Origin of the sequence: Streptomyces sp. NPDC048659 (assembly GCF_040650575.1) — a bacterium.
Classification (GTDB): domain Bacteria; phylum Actinomycetota; class Actinomycetes; order Streptomycetales; family Streptomycetaceae; genus Streptomyces.
Window position 1 is genome coordinate 17717 of sequence record NZ_JBEZHM010000028.1, and the last position, 16812, is coordinate 34528.

Consider the following 16812-nt stretch of genomic DNA (forward strand, 5'->3'; position numbering starts at 1 on the left):
GCGTGGCCGGAATCACGCCCTCGGCGCGCAGCCGAGGACGTGCGCCTTCACCAGCGCCCCGATGTGCGGGTCACCCCTGCGGAAGGCTTCCACGAGCTCCTGGTGCTCCTCCGCGTACGACTTCTGCACCGTGCCCAGCCAGCGGATCGACAGCGCCGTGAAGACCTCGATGCCGAGCGTCTCCCAGGTGTGCAGCAGCACGCTGTTGCCCGCCGCCTTCACCAGCTCCCGGTGGAAGGCCACCGTGTGTCGCACCTGCGCCGTGCCGTCCGCGGCGGCGTCCGCCTCGTACAGCGCCGCCACGTGCGGCTCCAGGGTCGAGCAGTCCCGTGCCAGCCGGTCCGCCGCGAGCTCCGCCGCGATCTGCTCCAGGCCGGCCCGGACCGGATAGCTCTCCTCCAGGTCGGCCGCGGTCAGATTGCGCACCCGGACGCCCTTGTTCGGCGCCGACTCGATCAGCCGCAGCGATTCCAGCTCCCGCAGCGCCTCGCGCACCGGGGTCTGGGAGACCTCCAGCTCGGTCGCGATCCGCCGCTCCACGATCCGCTCGCCCGGCTTCCAGCGCCCGCTGACGATGCCCTCCACGATGTGCTCGCGGATCTGCTCGCGCAGCGAATGGACGACGGGCATGGTCATGGAAGCCGCTCCTTAGGGAGTCATTGACCCTGAGAACAATACGACGGTGTCCCCGCCCGGAAACACATCCGGACGGGGACACCGCAGGTGAGGCTTGTTACGTTGCCTTCCGGCAACGCGCCTTACAGGCCGAGGTCCACCTCGAACTCGCCCGCCTCGAGGATCGCCTTGACGGCCGTCAGGTAGCGGGCGGCGTCGGCGCCGTCCACCAGACGGTGGTCGTAGGAGAGCGTCAGGTAGGTCATGTCGCGGACGCCGATGACGGTGCCCTCGGCGGTCTCGATGACGGCCGGACGCTTGACCGTGGCACCGATGCCCAGGATGGCGACCTGGTTCGGCGGCACGATGATCGTGTCGAACAGCGCACCGCGCGAGCCGGTGTTGCTGATGGTGAAGGTCGCGCCGGCGAGCTCGTCCGGCGTGATCTTGTTGCCGCGGACCTTGCCGGCCAGCTCGGCGGTGGCCTTGGAGATGCCGGCGATGTTCAGGTCGCCCGCACCCTTGATGACCGGGGTCATCAGGCCCTTCTCGGAGTCCACCGCGATCCCGATGTTCTCGGAGTCGAAGTAGGTGATGGTGCCCTCGGCCTCGTTGATCCGGGCGTTGATGACCGGGTGGGCCTTCAGCGCCTGGGCCGCCGCCTTCACGAAGAACGGCATCGGGGAGAGCTTGACGCCCTCACGGGCCGCGAAGGCGTCCTTCGCGCGGCCGCGCAGCTTCATCAGCTTGGTGATGTCGACCTCGACGACCGAGGACAGCTGGGCCTGGCCGTGCAGCGCCTTCATCATGTTCTCGCCGATGACCTTGCGCATCCGGGTCATCTTGACGGTCTGACCGCGCAGCGGGGAGACCTCCAGGGCCGGGGCCTTGGCAGCGGCGGCGGCCGGAGCCGGAGCGGCGACCGGGGCCGGAGCGGCCTTCTTGGCCTCGGCGGCGGCGAGGACGTCCTGCTTGCGGATGCGACCGCCGACGCCCGTGCCCTTGACGGCCGCCAGGTCGACACCGTTCTCGGTGGCGAGCTTGCGGACCAGCGGGGTCACGTACGCGCCGTCGTCGGCCGGCTGCGCGGCGACGGGGGCGGGCGCGGCCGGGGCGACCGGAGCCGGAGCGGCCACCGGGGCGGCGGGCGCGACCGGGGCCGGGGCGGCGACCGGGGCGGCCGGAGCCACCGGGGCGGGCGCCGGAGCCGGAGCGGCCGGGGCCACCGGAGCCGGAGCGGCGACGGGGGCCGGGGCGGCCGGAGCCGGGGCGGCGGCGGGCGCGGCACCGGCGGCACCGATGACGGCCAGCTTGGCGCCGACCTCGGCGGTCTCGTCCTCGCCGACCACGATCTCCAGGAGCACGCCGGAGGCGGGCGCCGGGATCTCGGTGTCGACCTTGTCCGTGGAGACCTCGAGCAGCGGCTCGTCGGCCTCGACGGTCTCGCCGACCGACTTCAGCCAGCGGGTGACGGTGCCCTCGGTGACGGACTCGCCCAGCGCGGGCAGCACGACGTCGGTGCCCTGAGCGGCACCGGCGGGGGCGGCGGCCGGAGCCTCGGCCACGGGGGCCGGAGCGGCGGCGGGGGCCTCGGCGACCGGGGCCGGGGCGGCCGGGGCCGGGGCGGCGACCGGCTCGGCGGCCGGGGCCGGGGCAGCGGCGGGGGCGCCGGTGCCATCGTCGATGATGGCCAGCTCGGCGCCGACCTCGACCGTCTCGTCCTCGGCGACCTTGATGGAGGCCAGGATGCCCGAGGCGGGGGCGGGGATCTCGGTGTCGACCTTGTCGGTCGAGACCTCGAGCAGCGGCTCGTCAGCCTCGACGCGCTCGCCCTCGGCCTTGAGCCAGCGGGTGACGGTGCCCTCGGTGACGCTCTCGCCGAGCGCCGGCAGGGTTACGGAAACCGACATGGTTTCGGTTGCTCCTATCGAATGTGCGGAAAGTGGTCGTCGCGCCCTGAGTGACGTGAGCGTCAGTCGTGCGAGTGGAGAGGCTTGCCGGCCAGGGCCAGGTGGGCCTCGCCGAGGGCCTCGTTCTGCGTCGGGTGGGCGTGGATGAGCTGCGCGACCTCGGCCGGCAGCGCCTCCCAGTTGTAGATCAGCTGGGCCTCGCCGACCTGCTCGCCCATGCGGTCACCGACCATGTGGACGCCGACCACGGCACCGTCCTTGACCTGGACGAGCTTGATCTCGCCCGCGGTCTTGAGGATCTTGCTCTTGCCGTTGCCCGCGAGGTTGTACTTGAGGGCGACGACCTTGTCCGCGCCGTAGATCTCCTTGGCCTTGGCCTCGGTGATGCCGACGGAGGCGACCTCCGGGTGGCAGTACGTCACCCGCGGCACACCGTCGTAGTCGATCGGGACGGTCTTCAGACCGGCCAGCCGCTCCGCCACCAGGATGCCCTCGGCGAAGCCGACGTGCGCGAGCTGGAGCGTGGGGACCAGGTCGCCCACGGCCGAGATCGTCGGGACGTTGGTGCGCATGTACTCGTCGGCGAGGACGTAGCCGCGGTCCATCGCGACGCCCTGCTCCTCGTAGCCCAGACCGGCCGAGACCGGGCCGCGGCCGATGGCGACCAGCAGCACCTCGGCCTCGAAGGTCTTGCCGTCGGCCAGGGTGACCTTGACACCGGTCTCGGTGTACTCGGCCGACTGGAAGAAGGTGCCCAGGTTGAACTTGATGCCGCGCTTGCGGAAGGCCCGCTCCAGCAGCTTCGAGCTGTTCTCGTCCTCGACCGGGACCAGGTGCTTCAGGCCCTCGATGACGGTGACGTCGGTGCCGAAGGACTTCCACGCCGAGGCGAACTCGACGCCGATGACGCCGCCGCCCAGGATGATCGCGGACTCCGGGACCCGGTCCAGCGTCAGCGCGTGGTCCGAGGAGATGATCCGGTTGCCGTCGATCTCCAGGCCCGGGAGGGACTTCGGCACGGAGCCGGTCGCGAGGAGGACGTGACGGCCCTCGACCCGGCGGCCGTCCACGTCGACGGAGGTGGGCGAGGACAGGCGGCCGGTGCCCTCGATGTAGGTCACCTTGCGGGAGGCGACGAGACCCTGCAGGCCCTTGTACAGGCCCGAGATCACGTCGTCCTTGTACTTGTGCACGGCCTTGATGTCGATGCCCTCGAAAGTGGCCTTGACACCGAACTGCTCCGCCTCGCGCGCCTGGTCGGCGACCTCGCCGGCGTGGAGCAGGGCCTTCGTCGGGATGCAGCCGTTGTGCAGGCAGGTGCCGCCGAGCTTGTTCTTCTCGATCAGTGCGACGTCCAGGCCCAGCTGCGCTCCGCGCAGCGCCGCGGCGTAACCGCCGCTACCGCCGCCGAGGATCACTAGGTCGAAAACGGTGCTGGCGTCGTTCGCCACGTCACGTCCTCCATGCATGTGCGCTCGTCGCCGGTCTGCGGTGACCGGGCGGCGGCTGGTGTCCGGCCGCATTTTCTTCGGCCCTGTGGTGGGGGCCCTGTCCTGCCGAGAACCCATCTTCGCACTTGTTGACGGACAGCGGGACGCGGGGCCGGTGGATGAGACCGGGCGATCGTCCGTACGGCCGGGTAATACGCGCGTACGAAGCTGCGGATTTCGTCGCGGGCGAACAGGCCCGAAACGGGCGACGGCCCCGGGGACAGGGGTCCCGGGGCCGTCGCCGTGGGCCCGGCGGCCCGCGCGCTCAGGAGCCCGCGCGCTCAGCCGCCCGCCCGCGAGCCGGTCAGAGCTCGCCCTCCGCGTGGCGCTCGGCCAGCCGCACCAGGGTGCGCACCGAGGAGCCGGTGCCGCCCTTCGGGGTGTAGCCGTACGGGGCGCCCTCGTGGAAGGCCGGGCCCGCGATGTCCAGGTGGGCCCAGGTGATGCCCTCGCCCACGAACTCCTGGAGGAAGAGGCCGGCGATCAGGCCGCCGCCCATCCGGACGCCCATGTTGGCGATGTCGGCGGTGGGGGAGTCCATCGACTTGCGCAGGTCCGCCGGGAGCGGCATCGGCCAGGACTGCTCGCCGACCTCCTCGGCGGTCTCGTGGATCGCCGTCCGGTAGTCGTCGTCGTTGGCCATGATGCCGAAGGTGCGGTCGCCCAGGGCCAGCACCATGGCGCCGGTCAGGGTGGCCACGTCGATGATGGCGTCCGGGTGCTCCTCCGAAGCCTTGGTCAGCGCGTCGGCGAGGACCAGACGGCCCTCGGCGTCCGTGTTGAGGACCTCGACGGTCTTGCCGCTGTACATGCGCAGCACGTCGCCGGGGCGGGTGGCCGAGCCCGACGGCATGTTCTCGGCCAGCGCCAGCCAGCCGGTGACGTTGACGGCCAGGCCCAGGCGGGCCGCGGCGACGACGGTCGAGAACACGGCGGCGGCGCCGCTCATGTCGCACTTCATCGTCTCGTTGTGGCCGGCCGGCTTCAGCGAGATGCCGCCCGAGTCGTAGGTGATGCCCTTGCCGACCAGGGCCAGGGTCTGCTCCGCCTTCGGGTGGGTGTAGGCGATCCGGACCAGGCGCGGCGGGTTCACCGAACCGGCGCCGACACCGAGGATGCCGCCGTAGCCGCCCTTGGCGAGCGCCTTCTCGTCGAGCACCTGGACCTTGAGGCCGTACTCCTTGCCGGCGGCCTGGGCCGCGGCGGCGAAGGCGACCGGGTGCAGGTCGTTCGGCGGCTGGTTGATCAGGTCGCGGGAGCGGTTCATCTCCTCGGCGACGATCTGCGCGCGCTCCGCGGCGGCCTTGTACGCCTTGTCACGGGGCTTGGCGCCGAGCAGGGCGACCTCGGCCAGCGGCTTCCTGGCGTCCTTCGGGACGTCCTGGTAGGCGGTGTAGGCGTACGCGCCGAGCAGGGCGCCCTCCGCGATGGCGGCGGCGTCCTCGGGCGAGGCGATCGGCAGCGCGAAGGCGGCCTTCTTCGAGCCGGTCAGGACGCGGGCGGCGGTGCCCGCGGCCCGGCGGAGCGTCTCGGCCGCGTAGGTCTCGTCCGCCTCCGGCGCCGCGCCCAGGCCGACGGCCAGGACGACGGGGGCCTTCACCCCGGCGGGGGCGGGCAGCTTGGTCGCCTCACCTTCGCCACCGGAGGCGCCCAGGGTCTCCAGGACGGCGGCGAGCCCGCCGTCGAAAGCCTGGTCGACGGCCTCGGCGCCGGGGGCGACGACGAGCGCCTTACCGGCCTTCGCGACGCCGACCACGAGGGCGTCGGCGCGCAGCGTCGCCGCTCCGGCGGTGCTGAGAGTGAGAGCAGTCACGGTGGTGAAATCTCGCTTCCATTGAGTTCTTGGCGGTCGTGGGATGGGCCGACCGTGCCCCGCCGCATCGTATTTCGGCCCGATGAGCGCCGAGAACGAGCCTACGCCCGCCCACGGTGTTCGCTCACGGCGGCGGCGGTTCACTCGTCCGTGGTGTCTCTTTCGGGTTTACCCCGTCAGCTCGCTGACGTCGTTCACACTCGCCTCAATCACGCGGGGGCGACGCGCTCGCCTCCGCCTCCACCGCAGCATCTTCACAGGTCCCCCCGACCGGGCGGGGCCTGCGAGGGGGGACAGCACCTGATGGACTCCGGCCGAATCCGTACGCCCAGAACCGCCTCCGCGCCCCACGCGCGCCGCCCCGCCCGCGCCCCGCGCGCGCCCCTCGCCGGGCGCCTCGCGGTCCTCGCCGCCGCCGGGCTGCTCGCCACCGTCCTGCCGTCCGCGCAGGCCACCGCCGCCGACCCGGCCCCGCGGATCGACCTCACCGTCCTCGTCGTCGACGACGGCGGCACCGCCGTCGAGGCGATCACCGACGAGCTGCGCTCCACCGGCGTGCCCTACCGCACGCTCGACCTGAACGACCCGAACCGGCCGGTGCTCGGCGCGGCCTTCCTCAGCGACACGGTCGACGGGCGCCCGCGCGCCAAGTACCAGGGCGTCGTCCTGCCGCACGAGGCCGTCTTCGCCCCCGACTCCGCCGAGCAGGCCGCCCTCGTCGCGTACGAGAGGACCTTCGGCATCCCGCAGGTCGACGCGTACACCTGGGCGCACCCCGGCGTCGGGCTCGACTACACCTCCGACGGCGGCTACTCCGGCGTCCTCGACGGCGCCCGCGCCGCCGTCACCCCGGCCGGCCTCGCGGGCCCCTTCCGCTATCTCAAGGGGACCGTCGAGTTCGAGGACAACGACCCCTCCGTCGACGAGAGCTACGGCTTCGCGGGCCGCCCCCGGGCCGGCTACACCAGCCTCCTCGACCTGCCCGTCGGGGGCGGCGGCCGGGCCAGCCTGATCGGCGAGTACGCCCACGACGGGCGGCGCGAGCTGGTGGTGACCTTCGCGTACAACAGCCACCAGCGGCAGTACCGCGCGCTGGCCCGCGGCATCGTCGAATGGCTCACCCAGGGCGTCCACCTCGGCCAGGAGCGCAACTACCTCTCGGTCCACGTCGACGACGTGCTCGCCCCCGACGCCCGCTGGGACAGCGCGCGCAACTGCACCCCGGGCGACCTCGACTGCGCCGGGGACGACGGGGAGGCGGAGAACCCGATCCGGATGACCGCCGCCGACGCCCAGTACGCCGCCGCCTGGCAGAAGGCCGCCGGCTTCCAGCTCGACCTGGTCTACAACGGCGGCCAGGGCGAGCAGTGGAAGACCGAGCACGGCGGCACCGACCCGCTCGCCACCCGGCTGATCGCCGACCGCGCGCAGTACCGCTGGGTCAACCACACGTACACCCACCCCTTCCTCGGCTGCGTGCAGGACGCCACCACCGTCCCCTGGACGTGCGCCAAGGACCCGGCGACCGGCGCGGTGAAGTGGACGAGCCGCGCCGAGATCTCCGCGCAGATCCGCGACAACCTCAACTGGGCCGTCTTCAAGGGGATCTCCGTCGACCGCACGGAGCTGGTCACCGGCGAGCACTCCGGCCTGAAGACCCTGCCGCAGCAGCCCGTCGACAACCCCAACCTGGCCGGCGCGCTCGCCGAGAACGGCGTCGAGTGGATCGCCGGGGACAACTCGCGCGAGGCGCAGCAACGTTCCGTCGGCACCGGCTCCCTCGCCGCGCTGACCGTGCCCCGCCACCCCATGAACGTGTACTACAACGTGGGCACCGCCGCCGAGATGGCCGACGAGTACAACTGGATCTACACCTCCCGCGCCGACGGCGGCAGCGGGATCTGCGAGTCCAACCCGGCCTCCACCTGCCTGCCCGCCCCGCTCGACACCGCCACCGGCTACGCGGACCACATCGCGCCGCAGGAGGCCCGCACCGCCCTCTCCCACGTCATGGGCAACGACCCGCGCCCGCACTACGTCCACCAGTCGAACCTCGCCGAGGAGCGCATCCTCTACCCGGTCCTCGACCGGGTCCTCGCCGACTACCGCGCCCTGTTCGCCGCCAACACGCCGCTGGTGAACCCCCGTCAGAAGGAGGCCGGCGCCGAGCTGGAGCGCCGCACCGCCTGGGAGCGGGCCCTCGCCGACGGCAAGGTCACCGCCTACCGGATCGGCGCCACCGTCACCGTGAAGGCCCCCTCCGGCGTGGACGTCCCGCTCACCGCCCCCGAGGGCACCCGCAAGCAGCTCCTGCTCGGCACCACGGCCTTCGGCACGGCCTACGCGGGCACCCGGTCCGCCTGGACCGGGCCCGAGCTGCTGCAGACCTCGATCACGCTCAAGCTGCCGACCACCTGACCGCGTCAGGATCCGTCTGGGGGGACACACACATGCCGAGCAGTGGCCGTCACGTCACCATGCTCACCGAAGGCACCTATCCGCACGTCCACGGGGGCGTCAGCACCTGGTGCGACCAGCTCGTCCGGGGGATGCCCGAGGTCGACTTCCGCATCCTCGCCCTCACCGGCAACGGCCGCGAACCCGTGACCTGGGAGCTGCCGCCGAACGTCTCGGAACACCGCTCCTTCCCGCTCTGGGGCACCCCGGAGCGGGGCGGGGCGCTCCGCGGCCGGGCCCGCCGGCGCTTCCTCGACACGTACGAACGCTTCCTGCTCTCGATCCTCGACCCCACCGCGGGCTGCGACTTCGGCGAGGGCCTCCAGGCCCTCGCCGGGCTCGCCCGCGAGGGGCGGCTGACCGCCGCCCTGCGCACGGAGCGGGTGCTGCGCTCCCTGATGTGGATCTGGGCCATGCCCCACCTGCCGACGGCCGGGGCCCGGCCCACCGTCCACGACGCCCTCACCGCCACCGACCTGCTCGAACACGCCCTGCGCCCGCTCGCCGCCCGGATACCCGGCGACCGCGTGGCACACGCCGTGTCCAGCGGTCTCGCCACGCTGCCGGCGCTCGCCGCCCAGCACTTCGAAGGGGTGCCCTTCCTGCTGACCGAACACGGCATCTACCTCCGCGAGCGCTACCTCGGCTACCGCACCGAGGCCCAGCGCTGGCCCGTCAAGGCCCTGATGCTCGGCTTCTACCGGGAGCTCAACTCCCTGGGCTACCGCAAGGCCGACCTCATCACCCCCTGCAACCAGTACAACCGGCGCTGGGAGGAGCGCGGCGGCGCCCCCGCCGACCGCATCCGCACGGTCTACAACGGCGTCGACCCCGAGGCGTTCCCCTGGGCGGGCCCCGAACCCGAGACACCCACCCTCAGCTGGGTCGGCCGGGTCGATCCCATCAAGGACCTGGAGACCCTGATCCGGGCGTACGCGATCGTCCGCGCCGAACTCCCCGAGACCCGCCTGCGGCTCTTCGGCCCCGTCCCGGCGGGCAACGAGGACTACCGCACCCGCCTGGAGAAGCTCGCCGCCGAACTCGGCGTCGCCGACGGGGTCGCCTTCGAGGGCCGCACCTCCGACGTCGCCGGGGCCTACGCGGCCGGGAACGTCGTGATGCTCTCCTCGATCAGCGAGGGCTTCCCCTTCTCCCTCATCGAGGCCATGTCCTGCGGGCGGGCCACCGTCTCCACCGACGTCGGGGGAGTCCGCGAGGCCGTCGGGGACACCGGCCTGGTCGTCCCGCCCCGCGAACCCGCCGTGATGGCCGCCGCCACCACCGGACTCCTCCGCGACCACGCCCGCCGCGCCGCGCTGGCCCGCGACGCCCGCCAACGCGTGGTGGACCGTTTCACCCTGCACCGCTCCGTCGACGGCTTCCGCCGCATCTACCTCGAACTCGCCGGGCACGGGGCCCCCGAACCGCCCGCAGGCCCGACCGCCGGACCCGCCGACTGGACCACCCGCCTCACCGACCCGTGGCGGGCCGAACTCCTCGGAGGTGCCCGGACATGAGCGGCTCCCTCTGGCTGCGGCCCGGCGCCACGGCGGACACCCTCCCGGTCGTCCCGCGCCAGCGCACGGCCGGCCCGACACCCCCGGCACCGGCCGCCGACCCCCTGGACGAGCTCGCCGGCCGGCTCGACGAGCTGGCCGCCGCGGCCGTCCACCCCGACGAGATAGCGGCCATCCTGGAGTCCGACGGGATGACCGACACCCACATCCGGCTCACCTACGGCCGCGACGACTCCTTCGCCCTCGCCGAGGACCTCTACGCCCGGACCGCCCGCCGCCACCCCGCCCCCGAGGCCCCGCCCGCCGCCCCCTGGCACACCGGGCTCGCCGGCTGCCTGCTGCGTGGCCTCGTCTTCGCCCTCCCCGGGCTCGCCTACGTGCTCGGCGCCCCGCTGCTCGCCACCGGACCCGGCCGGTACGGGCTGCCGCCCGGCACCGTCCCGCTCTTCGCCGGGGCCGTCACCGGCTGGGTGTGGAACCAGGCGCTCTCCCACCGCGCCTACACCTGGCTCGGCCTCGGCGACCGAGGGGCCGCCGCCCGCACCCTGCTCACCGGCGCCCCGGCGGGCGCCCTGGCGGGAGCGGCCGTCGCCGTCGCGGCGGCCGGCCCGGGGGAGACCCCGGCGGCCCTGTTCGGCGCCGGGCAGGCGGTCTACCTGGGCGCCGCGACCGTGCTCCTCGTGCTCGGCCGCGAACGGGCCCTGCTGGGCGCCCTGCTGCCGCTCGCCCTCGCCGTCCCCGCCGTCCCCGCCCTCCACCAGGACCTGCCCGAGGCGGTGCGGACCGTCCCGCTGCTCGGCTCGCTGCTCGCCACCGCCGTCTGCGCGGCGCTGGCCCTGCGGCCCGCGCCCGGCGAGCCCCGCCCGGCCCGGGGCCGCGGCGGCCCGCCGCTCGCCGCCTCCCTCCCGTACGGCCTGTTCGGCCTCGGCAGCGGGCTGCTCGTGCTGTACGCCGGGGCCGACGCGGTCATCGCGCTCACCCTGTCCATGGGCCCCGCCGAGTGGCTGCTGCACCGCTTCCGCCACTGGAGCCTGACCCGGCTGCGGCTGCTGACCACGGCGTACGAGTTCCGGCGCGCCGTCATCGGGATGCTCGCCCGCTGCCTGGGCGCCTACCTCCTGGCGCTGGCCGCCCTCACCGTCACCGCCGCCGCGCTCTGGCCGGGCGCGGCGGCCGTCTCCCCCGGCCGGATCGGCGCGCTGCTCCTGGTGGGCGCGGTGCTCTGGCTGGGGCTGCTGATGCAGGCGTTCGGCGGGGTGTCGGCCGCCGCCGGGGTCTGCCTGCTCGCGGCGGCCGTCCAGACCCTGCTGCCGGGCGCGGGCCCGGCCGCGGTGGGCGGGGCGGCGGCGGCGCTGTGCGTGCTCACCTGTCTCCTGCTGGTCCGTCCGACCTCCCACCGCTTCTAGGGCCGAACCGTGACTCTCCCTTCCAGCACATCCGACACTCCCGGCACGTCCACCCCTACCAGCCCCTCCAGTTCCTCCGGCCCGTCGTGCCACTCCCTTCTGGTGCCCTTCTACGAGCACCCCGCCGACCGCCCCGACGACTGGGCCGCCGTCGTGGCGGCGGCCCCCGCGCTCTACGGGGTCGTCCTCAACCCGGCCAGCGGCGCGGGCCGGGCGCCCGACCCCGCCTTCGCCGAGCTGGCGGGCCGGCTCCGGGCCGCCGGGGTGCGGGTGCTCGGCTACGCGGACACCGACTACGGGCGCCGCCCGCACCCCGAGGTGGTCGCCGACCTGGTGCGGCACCGCGACTGGTACGCGGCGGACGGCGCCTTCCTGGACCAGGTGCCGACCGAACCGGCGGCGCTGGCCCACTACCGGCGCCTCGCCGTGGCCGCGCGGGCGGCCGGGCTGCGCACCCTGGTCCTCAACCACGGCGCCCACCCCGCCCCCGGCTACGAGGCGCTGGCCGACCTCCTGGTGACCTTCGAGGGCCCCTGGGACGCCTATCGTGACCTGGACCTCCCGGTCGCCGACCACTACTGCCACCTGGTGTACGCGGCCCCGGCCGATGTCCGCCCGGCGACCCCCGTGCACTGCGCGGTGCCGGGCACCGGCGCCCACCCCTGGGGCACCCTCCCGCACACCCTGGAGCCCGCCCGATGAGACGCCTCCCGCCGCTGCTGGCCCTGCTGCTCCTGGTGGCCGGCTGCACCGCCCCGCCGGGCCCCGCGCCCGCCCCGGAGCCGACGCCGAAGCCCGTGCCCGGCGAGCGGTGGCGGCCGGCGCCCGGGCTGGCCTGGCAGTGGCAGCTCAGCGGGCGGCTCGACCCGTCCGTGGACGTGCCGGTCTACGACATCGACGGCTTCGACCACCCGGCGGCCACCGTCGCCGACCTGCACCGCCGGGGCCGCAAGGTGATCTGCTACCTCTCCACCGGCGCCTGGGAGGACTTCCGCCCGGACGCCGCGAAGTTCCCGAAGCCGCTCCTGGGCAAGGGCAACGGCTGGCGGGGCGAACGCTGGCTCGACATCCGCCGCACCGACCTGCTGGGCCCGCTGATGGCGGCGCGTCTGGACATGTGCCGGGCCAAGGGCTTCGACGCGGTCGAGCCCGACAACATGGACGGCTACCGCAACGCCACCGGCTTCCCGCTGACCGCCGCCGACCAGCTCCGCTACAACCGCCTGATCGCCCGGCTCGCGCACGAGCGGGGCCTGGCCGTGGGCCTCAAGAACGACCTGGACCAGATCCCCGAGCTGCTCGCCGACTTCGACTTCGCGGTCAACGAGCAGTGCGCCGAGTACGCGGAGTGCGAGCGGCTGGCCCCGTTCGTGAAGGCGGGCAAGGCGGTCTTCCACGTCGAGTACGAGCGGGAGCCCCGGGAGTTCTGCCCCCGCACCCGGGCCCTCGGCCTCAGCTCGATGCGCAAGCGGTACGAGCTGGGGGTGTGGCGCCAGACCTGCTGACCGCGCTTTCGGCCTGCTAGCCGAAGGTCAGCGCCACCAGCGCGGCCGTCGCCGCCGTCTCCTCCACCGCGCCGAACACGTCCCCGGTCACCCCGCCGAAGCGCCGCACACAGCGCCGCAGCAGCAGCGCGGCGGCGGCCAGGCCGGCCAGCGCGGCGAGCGGGAGGCGGAGGGCGTCGGCGGGGGAGAGCAGGGCGCCCGCCGCCGCGCACAGCGCGAGGACCAGCAGCGTCAGCAGGGCGGCGGGGCGGAGCGGGACGGTCGCGGCGACGATCGCGCCGAGCCCCTCGGGCCGGGCGGCCGGGACGCCCCGCCGGGAGGCGTGGGTGAGGGCGAGCCGGGAGACGGCGCCCGCGAGGACGGCCCCGGCGGCGCCGTGCGCCCAGCCCCGGCCGTACAGCTCGTACACGGCGCCGACCTGGGCGAGCAGGGCGAAGAGCAGCACGATCACGCCGAACGGGCCGATGTCGGACTGCTTCATGATGCGCAGCGCGTCCTCGGCGGGCTTGGCGCTGCCGAGGCCGTCGGCGGTGTCGGCGAGCCCGTCCAGGTGCAGCCCGCGGGTCATCAGGGCCGGGACGGCGACGGTGAGGACGGCGGCGAGCAGCGGGCCCGAGCCGAGCAGCAGCAGCGCCCCGCCGGCGCCGGCCGCGCAGAGGCCCACGACGAGGCCCGCGAGCGGGGCGCAGAGCATCCCGGCGCGGGCCGCGTCGCGGTCCCAGCGGGTGATGCGGGCGGGGAGCACCGTGAGGGTGCCGAAGGCGAAACGCAGGCCGTCCATCCGCGGAAGGGTAGTGCCCCGGGGCGGCAAGCTAAATTGATCATTCGGTATGGATGGCCACGAAAGCGGCCAATCGGCGGAGGGGTGGCATGGGTCACTGGTTCTCGCGCAACATCGTCGAACCCGGGAAGCTCCCGCTGTTCCTCGCCCTGACCTCCTTCGTGCTGACCTTCCTGGTCACCCGCGTGGTGACGCGCCTGATCCGGGCCGGCAAGGGCCCCTTCCGCAACGTCTCCTCCGGCGGGCTGCACATCCACCACGTGGTGCCTGGTGTGGTGCTCACCGTCCTCGGCGGCTTCGGCGCCGTCGCCAGCGGCCGCGAGGGGGTGGGCGCGGCGGTCTTCGCGGTGCTGTTCGGGATCGGCGCCGGGCTGGTCCTCGACGAGTTCGCGCTGATCCTGCACCTGGACGACGTGTACTGGTCGGAGGACGGGCGCAAGAGCGTCGAGGTGGTCGTCCTCACCGCCGCCCTGGTGCTGCTGGCCCTGGCCGGCTTCTCGCCGCTCGGGGTGGACGACATGTCGGCGCAGGAGCGCCAGGACCGGGCCTCGTTCCTGCTGACGCTCGCGGTCAACTTCCTCTTCGTACTGGTCACGCTGGTGAAGGGCAAGCTGCGGATGGCGCTGCTCGGCACCCTGGTGCCCTTCGTCGCGGTCGTCGGCGCGGTCCGGCTGGCCCGCCCCGGCTCTTGGTGGGCCCGGCACCTCTACCGCCGCCGCCACCGGGCCAGGGCCCGCTCCCGGATCCGCGCCTACCGGCACGACAAGCGCTGGACCCGGATCCGGCGCCGGGCTCAGGACCTGATCGGCGGCTTCCAGGAGCGGGTCCCGGGGCGGGGCTCCACGCCGCCGCGCTGACCGGGCCGGCGGCGCTCGCGCCACCACTGGACGGCGACGACCAGCAGCACCCCGGCGATCGCCGCGATGTGCTCCTTGCCGGCCAGGTTGTTCTTGATCAGCACCTCGACGACCATCGCCACGACCACCAGCGTCCCGGTCCAGCGGGCCCGGTAGCGCCAGCAGACGTAGACGGCGAGGCCGACCACCGCCGCCGAGGGGCCGGTGTCCACCACCCGCGCGTCGGAGGCGGGCAGCCCCAGCGGGCTGTCCGGGCCGAGCGCGATGCCGAGCCGGGCGTACAGCGTGCCGGCCAGGGTCGCCGCGTACGCGATGAGCAGGGTCCGGCCGCGGCCCAGGCAGATCTCGGCGATGCCGAAGACCAGCAGGATCTGCGCCAGCGCCCCCCACACGGGCAGGTCGAGCGCCGGGACGAAGAGCGAGAGCGGGGTCCGCAGCAGGGCCGGGAGCAGCGGGTCCTCGGCCCGCACCGAGCCGATGTCCTGGACCGCCTGGTAGCCCCAGTCCTGGTTCTGGACGATCTGGAACACGGAGGTCAGGCAGACCGCGGTCAGCGTCATCGGGATGGCCCGCCAGCGCCGGGTCACCAGGGCGGTGCGGACCGTCGCGTACAGCGGCCCCCACTCGCGTATGGCGAAGCCCCGCAGCCTGCCGCGCGCCGTACGCGCCCCTGTCACCGGCGCCCCTCCAGGTGCTTGCGGTGCAGCCACTTGGGCAGTCCGGGGGCCTCCAGGAAGCCCTCGGCGCGGCCGGCGGCGAGGCCGATGCGCAGCAGGTCGGCGCTCTTCTCGAAGAGCATGAATCGGGGCTCCCAGATCGGTCGGTACTTGGCGTTGGCGCGGTACAGCGACTCGATCTGCCACCAGCGGGAGAAGAAGCTGAGCAGCGAACGCCACATGCGCAGCACGGGTCCCGCCCCGAGCTTCGAGCCGCGTTCGAAGACGGATCGGAACATCGCGAAGTTGAGCGAGACCTGAGTGATCCCGATCTCTTTCGCGCGCTGGAGCAACTCGATCACCATGAATTCCATCAGGCCGTTCTCGGAGTCCCGGTCGCGGCGCATCAGGTCGAGGGAGAGGCCCTTCGGCCCCCAGGGCACGAAGGACAGCACCGCCCGCAGCTCGCCCGCCTCGTCGGAGCACTCCAGCATCACGCAGCGCCCGTCGCGCGGGTCGCCGAGCCGGCCGAGCGCCATCGAGAAGCCGCGCTCGGTGGCCCCGTCCCGCCAGTCGTCGGCCTTGCGGAGCAGCTCGTCCATCTCGTCGGCCGGGATGTCCTCGTGGCGCCGGATGCGGACGGTGTAGCCGGCCCGCTTGACCCGGTTGAACGCCTGCCGCACGGTCCGCATGGCCCGCCCGTCCAGGGTGAACTCGTCGGTCTCCACGATCGCCTCGTCGCCCAGCTCCAGGGCGTCCAGGCCGTGCCGGGCGTAGATGGTTCCGGCCTCCTCGCTGGCGCCCATCACGGCCGGGATCCAGCCGTGCTCGCGCGCCTCGGCCAGCCAGGGCTCGATCGCCCCGGGCCACGCCTCCGGGTCGCCGATCGGGTCGCCGGAGGCGAGCGAGACCCCGCCCACCACCCGGTAGGCGATCGCCGCCTTCTCGCTGGGCGACCAGATGACGCTCTTCTCGCGGCGCAGCGCGAAGTAGCCGAGCGAGTCCCGCTCGCCCTGCTTGTCCAGCAGCGCCCGCAGCCGCTCCTCGTCCCCCTCGGTCAGCGGGTCCACGGCCCGCCGGGAGCGGAAGGCGGCGAACAGCACGGCGAAGAGCAGCAGCGTGGACATGACGTTGATCACCACGTCCACCCAGCCCGGGGTGGTGATCGAGGGGTACGCGGAGTCGTCGCTGGCCAGCGTGATCAGCCGCATCACGCCGTACTTCCAGCGGTCCAGGAAGGTGGCGTGCCCGGCGGCGGTGTTGGTGGCCGTGACCAGGAGCGCGGCGAGCAGCGAGGTCACCAGCAGCCCGCCGACCGCCACCCCGGCGGCGAGCAGCGGATTGGAGCGGTCGCCCTTCGCGTAGAACTCCCGGCGGCCCAGCAGCAGGGAGCCGAAGAAGGCGGCGGTCAGCGCCAGCGAGACCCAGTTCTGCGCGTGCTCGCGGATCTCGGGGAGGAACATCACCACGGCGAAGAGCAGCAGGAACAGCCCGCTGAGCACCAGGTTGAGGATCCAGGCGGCGCGCTTGCGGCGGCGCATGGTGATCGCGAGGAAGAGGGTGAAGACGCCGGAGGCGAAGCCCGCCGTGAGCATGTACGGCGTGAAGAGCTCGTCGACGTTGTGCCGGCGCAGGTCCTGGCCGAACGAGACCCAGACCGCGCTCAGCAGGTTGACGAACGTGACGGCCCGCAGGTACCAGACGGCGAACGCGGCGCTGCGCCGTGAGCGGACCGTGGTCCGGGGCGCTTCTTCGGTGGACAAACGGACCTCTCCCATGAAAAGCGATCATATGGGGCATCGCTC

The 16812-nt window shown here is 73.6% G+C and carries 13 protein-coding genes; 6 read left to right on the forward strand and 7 right to left on the reverse strand.

The window, feature by feature from the left end:
- Positions 1–12: 12 nt before the first annotated feature.
- The 4 genes from AB0C99_RS21665 to AB0C99_RS21680 all read right to left on the reverse strand — a co-directional run bounded on the left by AB0C99_RS21665 (position 13) and on the right by AB0C99_RS21680 (position 5828).
- Entirely contained in the window at positions 13–636 is a 624-nt protein-coding gene (locus tag AB0C99_RS21665; RefSeq protein ID WP_362477268.1) for a GntR family transcriptional regulator, read from the reverse strand.
- A gap of 122 nt (positions 637–758) precedes the next feature.
- Complete coding sequence (sucB, locus tag AB0C99_RS21670) at positions 759–2525, reverse strand: 2-oxoglutarate dehydrogenase, E2 component, dihydrolipoamide succinyltransferase (RefSeq protein WP_362477270.1); 1767 nt, start codon at positions 2523–2525, stop codon at positions 759–761.
- Between the two features lie 62 nt (positions 2526–2587).
- Positions 2588–3976 (reverse strand): dihydrolipoyl dehydrogenase, encoded by a 1389-nt coding sequence (gene lpdA / locus AB0C99_RS21675; RefSeq protein ID WP_362477272.1) that lies wholly within the window; start codon positions 3974–3976, stop codon positions 2588–2590.
- 343 nt (positions 3977–4319) lie between these two features.
- A complete protein-coding gene (locus tag AB0C99_RS21680) occupies positions 4320–5828 on the reverse strand; it encodes a leucyl aminopeptidase (RefSeq protein WP_362477275.1) in 1509 nt (502 codons plus the stop codon).
- 303 nt (positions 5829–6131) lie between these two features.
- On the opposite strand from AB0C99_RS21680, the gene AB0C99_RS21685 reads away from it, so the two are divergent.
- From AB0C99_RS21685 to AB0C99_RS21705, 5 genes are all read left to right on the forward strand, one after another.
- Positions 6132–8246, forward strand: a complete 2115-nt coding sequence (locus AB0C99_RS21685; protein WP_362477278.1) for a hypothetical protein — start codon at positions 6132–6134, stop codon at positions 8244–8246.
- A 32-nt stretch (positions 8247–8278) separates the two neighbouring features.
- Positions 8279–9802: a GT4 family glycosyltransferase PelF gene (gene pelF, locus AB0C99_RS21690; RefSeq protein ID WP_362477281.1), complete on the forward strand. Its 1524-nt coding sequence runs from the start codon at positions 8279–8281 to the stop codon at positions 9800–9802.
- Positions 9799–11208 carry a hypothetical protein gene (locus AB0C99_RS21695; RefSeq protein WP_362477284.1) on the forward strand — a complete coding sequence of 470 codons (1410 nt, stop codon included), beginning with the start codon at positions 9799–9801 and terminating at the stop codon, positions 11206–11208. The genes pelF and AB0C99_RS21695 overlap by 4 nt, the downstream gene beginning before the upstream one ends.
- A gap of 102 nt (positions 11209–11310) precedes the next feature.
- On the forward strand, positions 11311–11910 hold the full coding sequence (locus tag AB0C99_RS21700; protein ID WP_362477287.1) for a spherulation-specific family 4 protein: 600 nt from the start codon (positions 11311–11313) through the stop codon (positions 11908–11910).
- A complete protein-coding gene (locus AB0C99_RS21705; RefSeq protein ID WP_362477289.1) occupies positions 11907–12713 on the forward strand; it encodes an endo alpha-1,4 polygalactosaminidase in 807 nt (268 codons plus the stop codon). Before AB0C99_RS21700 ends, AB0C99_RS21705 begins: the two co-directional genes overlap by 4 nt.
- 16 nt (positions 12714–12729) lie before the next feature.
- On the opposite strand, the gene AB0C99_RS21710 is transcribed toward AB0C99_RS21705, so the two are convergent.
- Positions 12730–13494: an adenosylcobinamide-GDP ribazoletransferase gene (locus AB0C99_RS21710; protein WP_362477292.1), complete on the reverse strand. Its 765-nt coding sequence runs from the start codon at positions 13492–13494 to the stop codon at positions 12730–12732.
- A gap of 89 nt (positions 13495–13583) precedes the next feature.
- Here AB0C99_RS21710 and AB0C99_RS21715 point away from each other — a divergent pair, with 89 nt between their 5' ends.
- Positions 13584–14351, forward strand: a complete 768-nt coding sequence (locus AB0C99_RS21715) for a hypothetical protein (protein WP_362477295.1) — start codon at positions 13584–13586, stop codon at positions 14349–14351.
- Here the strand turns inward: AB0C99_RS21715 and AB0C99_RS21720 are convergent.
- Together AB0C99_RS21720 and AB0C99_RS21725 are read right to left on the reverse strand one after the other, a co-directional pair.
- The gene (locus AB0C99_RS21720; protein WP_362477298.1) at positions 14288–15028 is read right to left on the reverse strand and encodes a hypothetical protein; all 741 of its coding nucleotides are present in this window, start codon (positions 15026–15028) and stop codon (positions 14288–14290) included. The genes AB0C99_RS21715 and AB0C99_RS21720 overlap by 64 nt on opposite strands.
- Positions 15025–16785, reverse strand: coding sequence for a phosphatidylglycerol lysyltransferase domain-containing protein (locus AB0C99_RS21725; RefSeq protein WP_362477301.1), 1761 nt, complete (start codon positions 16783–16785; stop codon positions 15025–15027). Before AB0C99_RS21725 ends, AB0C99_RS21720 begins: the two co-directional genes overlap by 4 nt.
- Positions 16786–16812 lie beyond the last annotated feature (27 nt).

Coding starts and splice junctions, on each gene's coding strand:
- AB0C99_RS21725 (WP_362477301.1), bottom strand. CDS start 16,785: ATGGGAGAGGTCCGTTTGTCCACCGAAGAAGCGCCCCGGACCACGGTC.
- AB0C99_RS21705 (WP_362477289.1), top strand. CDS start 11,907: ATGAGACGCCTCCCGCCGCTGCTGGCCCTGCTGCTCCTGGTGGCCGGC.
- pelF (WP_362477281.1), top strand. CDS start 8,279: ATGCCGAGCAGTGGCCGTCACGTCACCATGCTCACCGAAGGCACCTAT.
- sucB (WP_362477270.1), bottom strand. CDS start 2,525: ATGTCGGTTTCCGTAACCCTGCCGGCGCTCGGCGAGAGCGTCACCGAG.
- AB0C99_RS21710 (WP_362477292.1), bottom strand. CDS start 13,494: ATGGACGGCCTGCGTTTCGCCTTCGGCACCCTCACGGTGCTCCCCGCC.
- AB0C99_RS21695 (WP_362477284.1), top strand. CDS start 9,799: ATGAGCGGCTCCCTCTGGCTGCGGCCCGGCGCCACGGCGGACACCCTC.
- AB0C99_RS21685 (WP_362477278.1), top strand. CDS start 6,132: ATGGACTCCGGCCGAATCCGTACGCCCAGAACCGCCTCCGCGCCCCAC.
- AB0C99_RS21715 (WP_362477295.1), top strand. CDS start 13,584: ATGGGTCACTGGTTCTCGCGCAACATCGTCGAACCCGGGAAGCTCCCG.
- AB0C99_RS21665 (WP_362477268.1), bottom strand. CDS start 636: ATGACCATGCCCGTCGTCCATTCGCTGCGCGAGCAGATCCGCGAGCAC.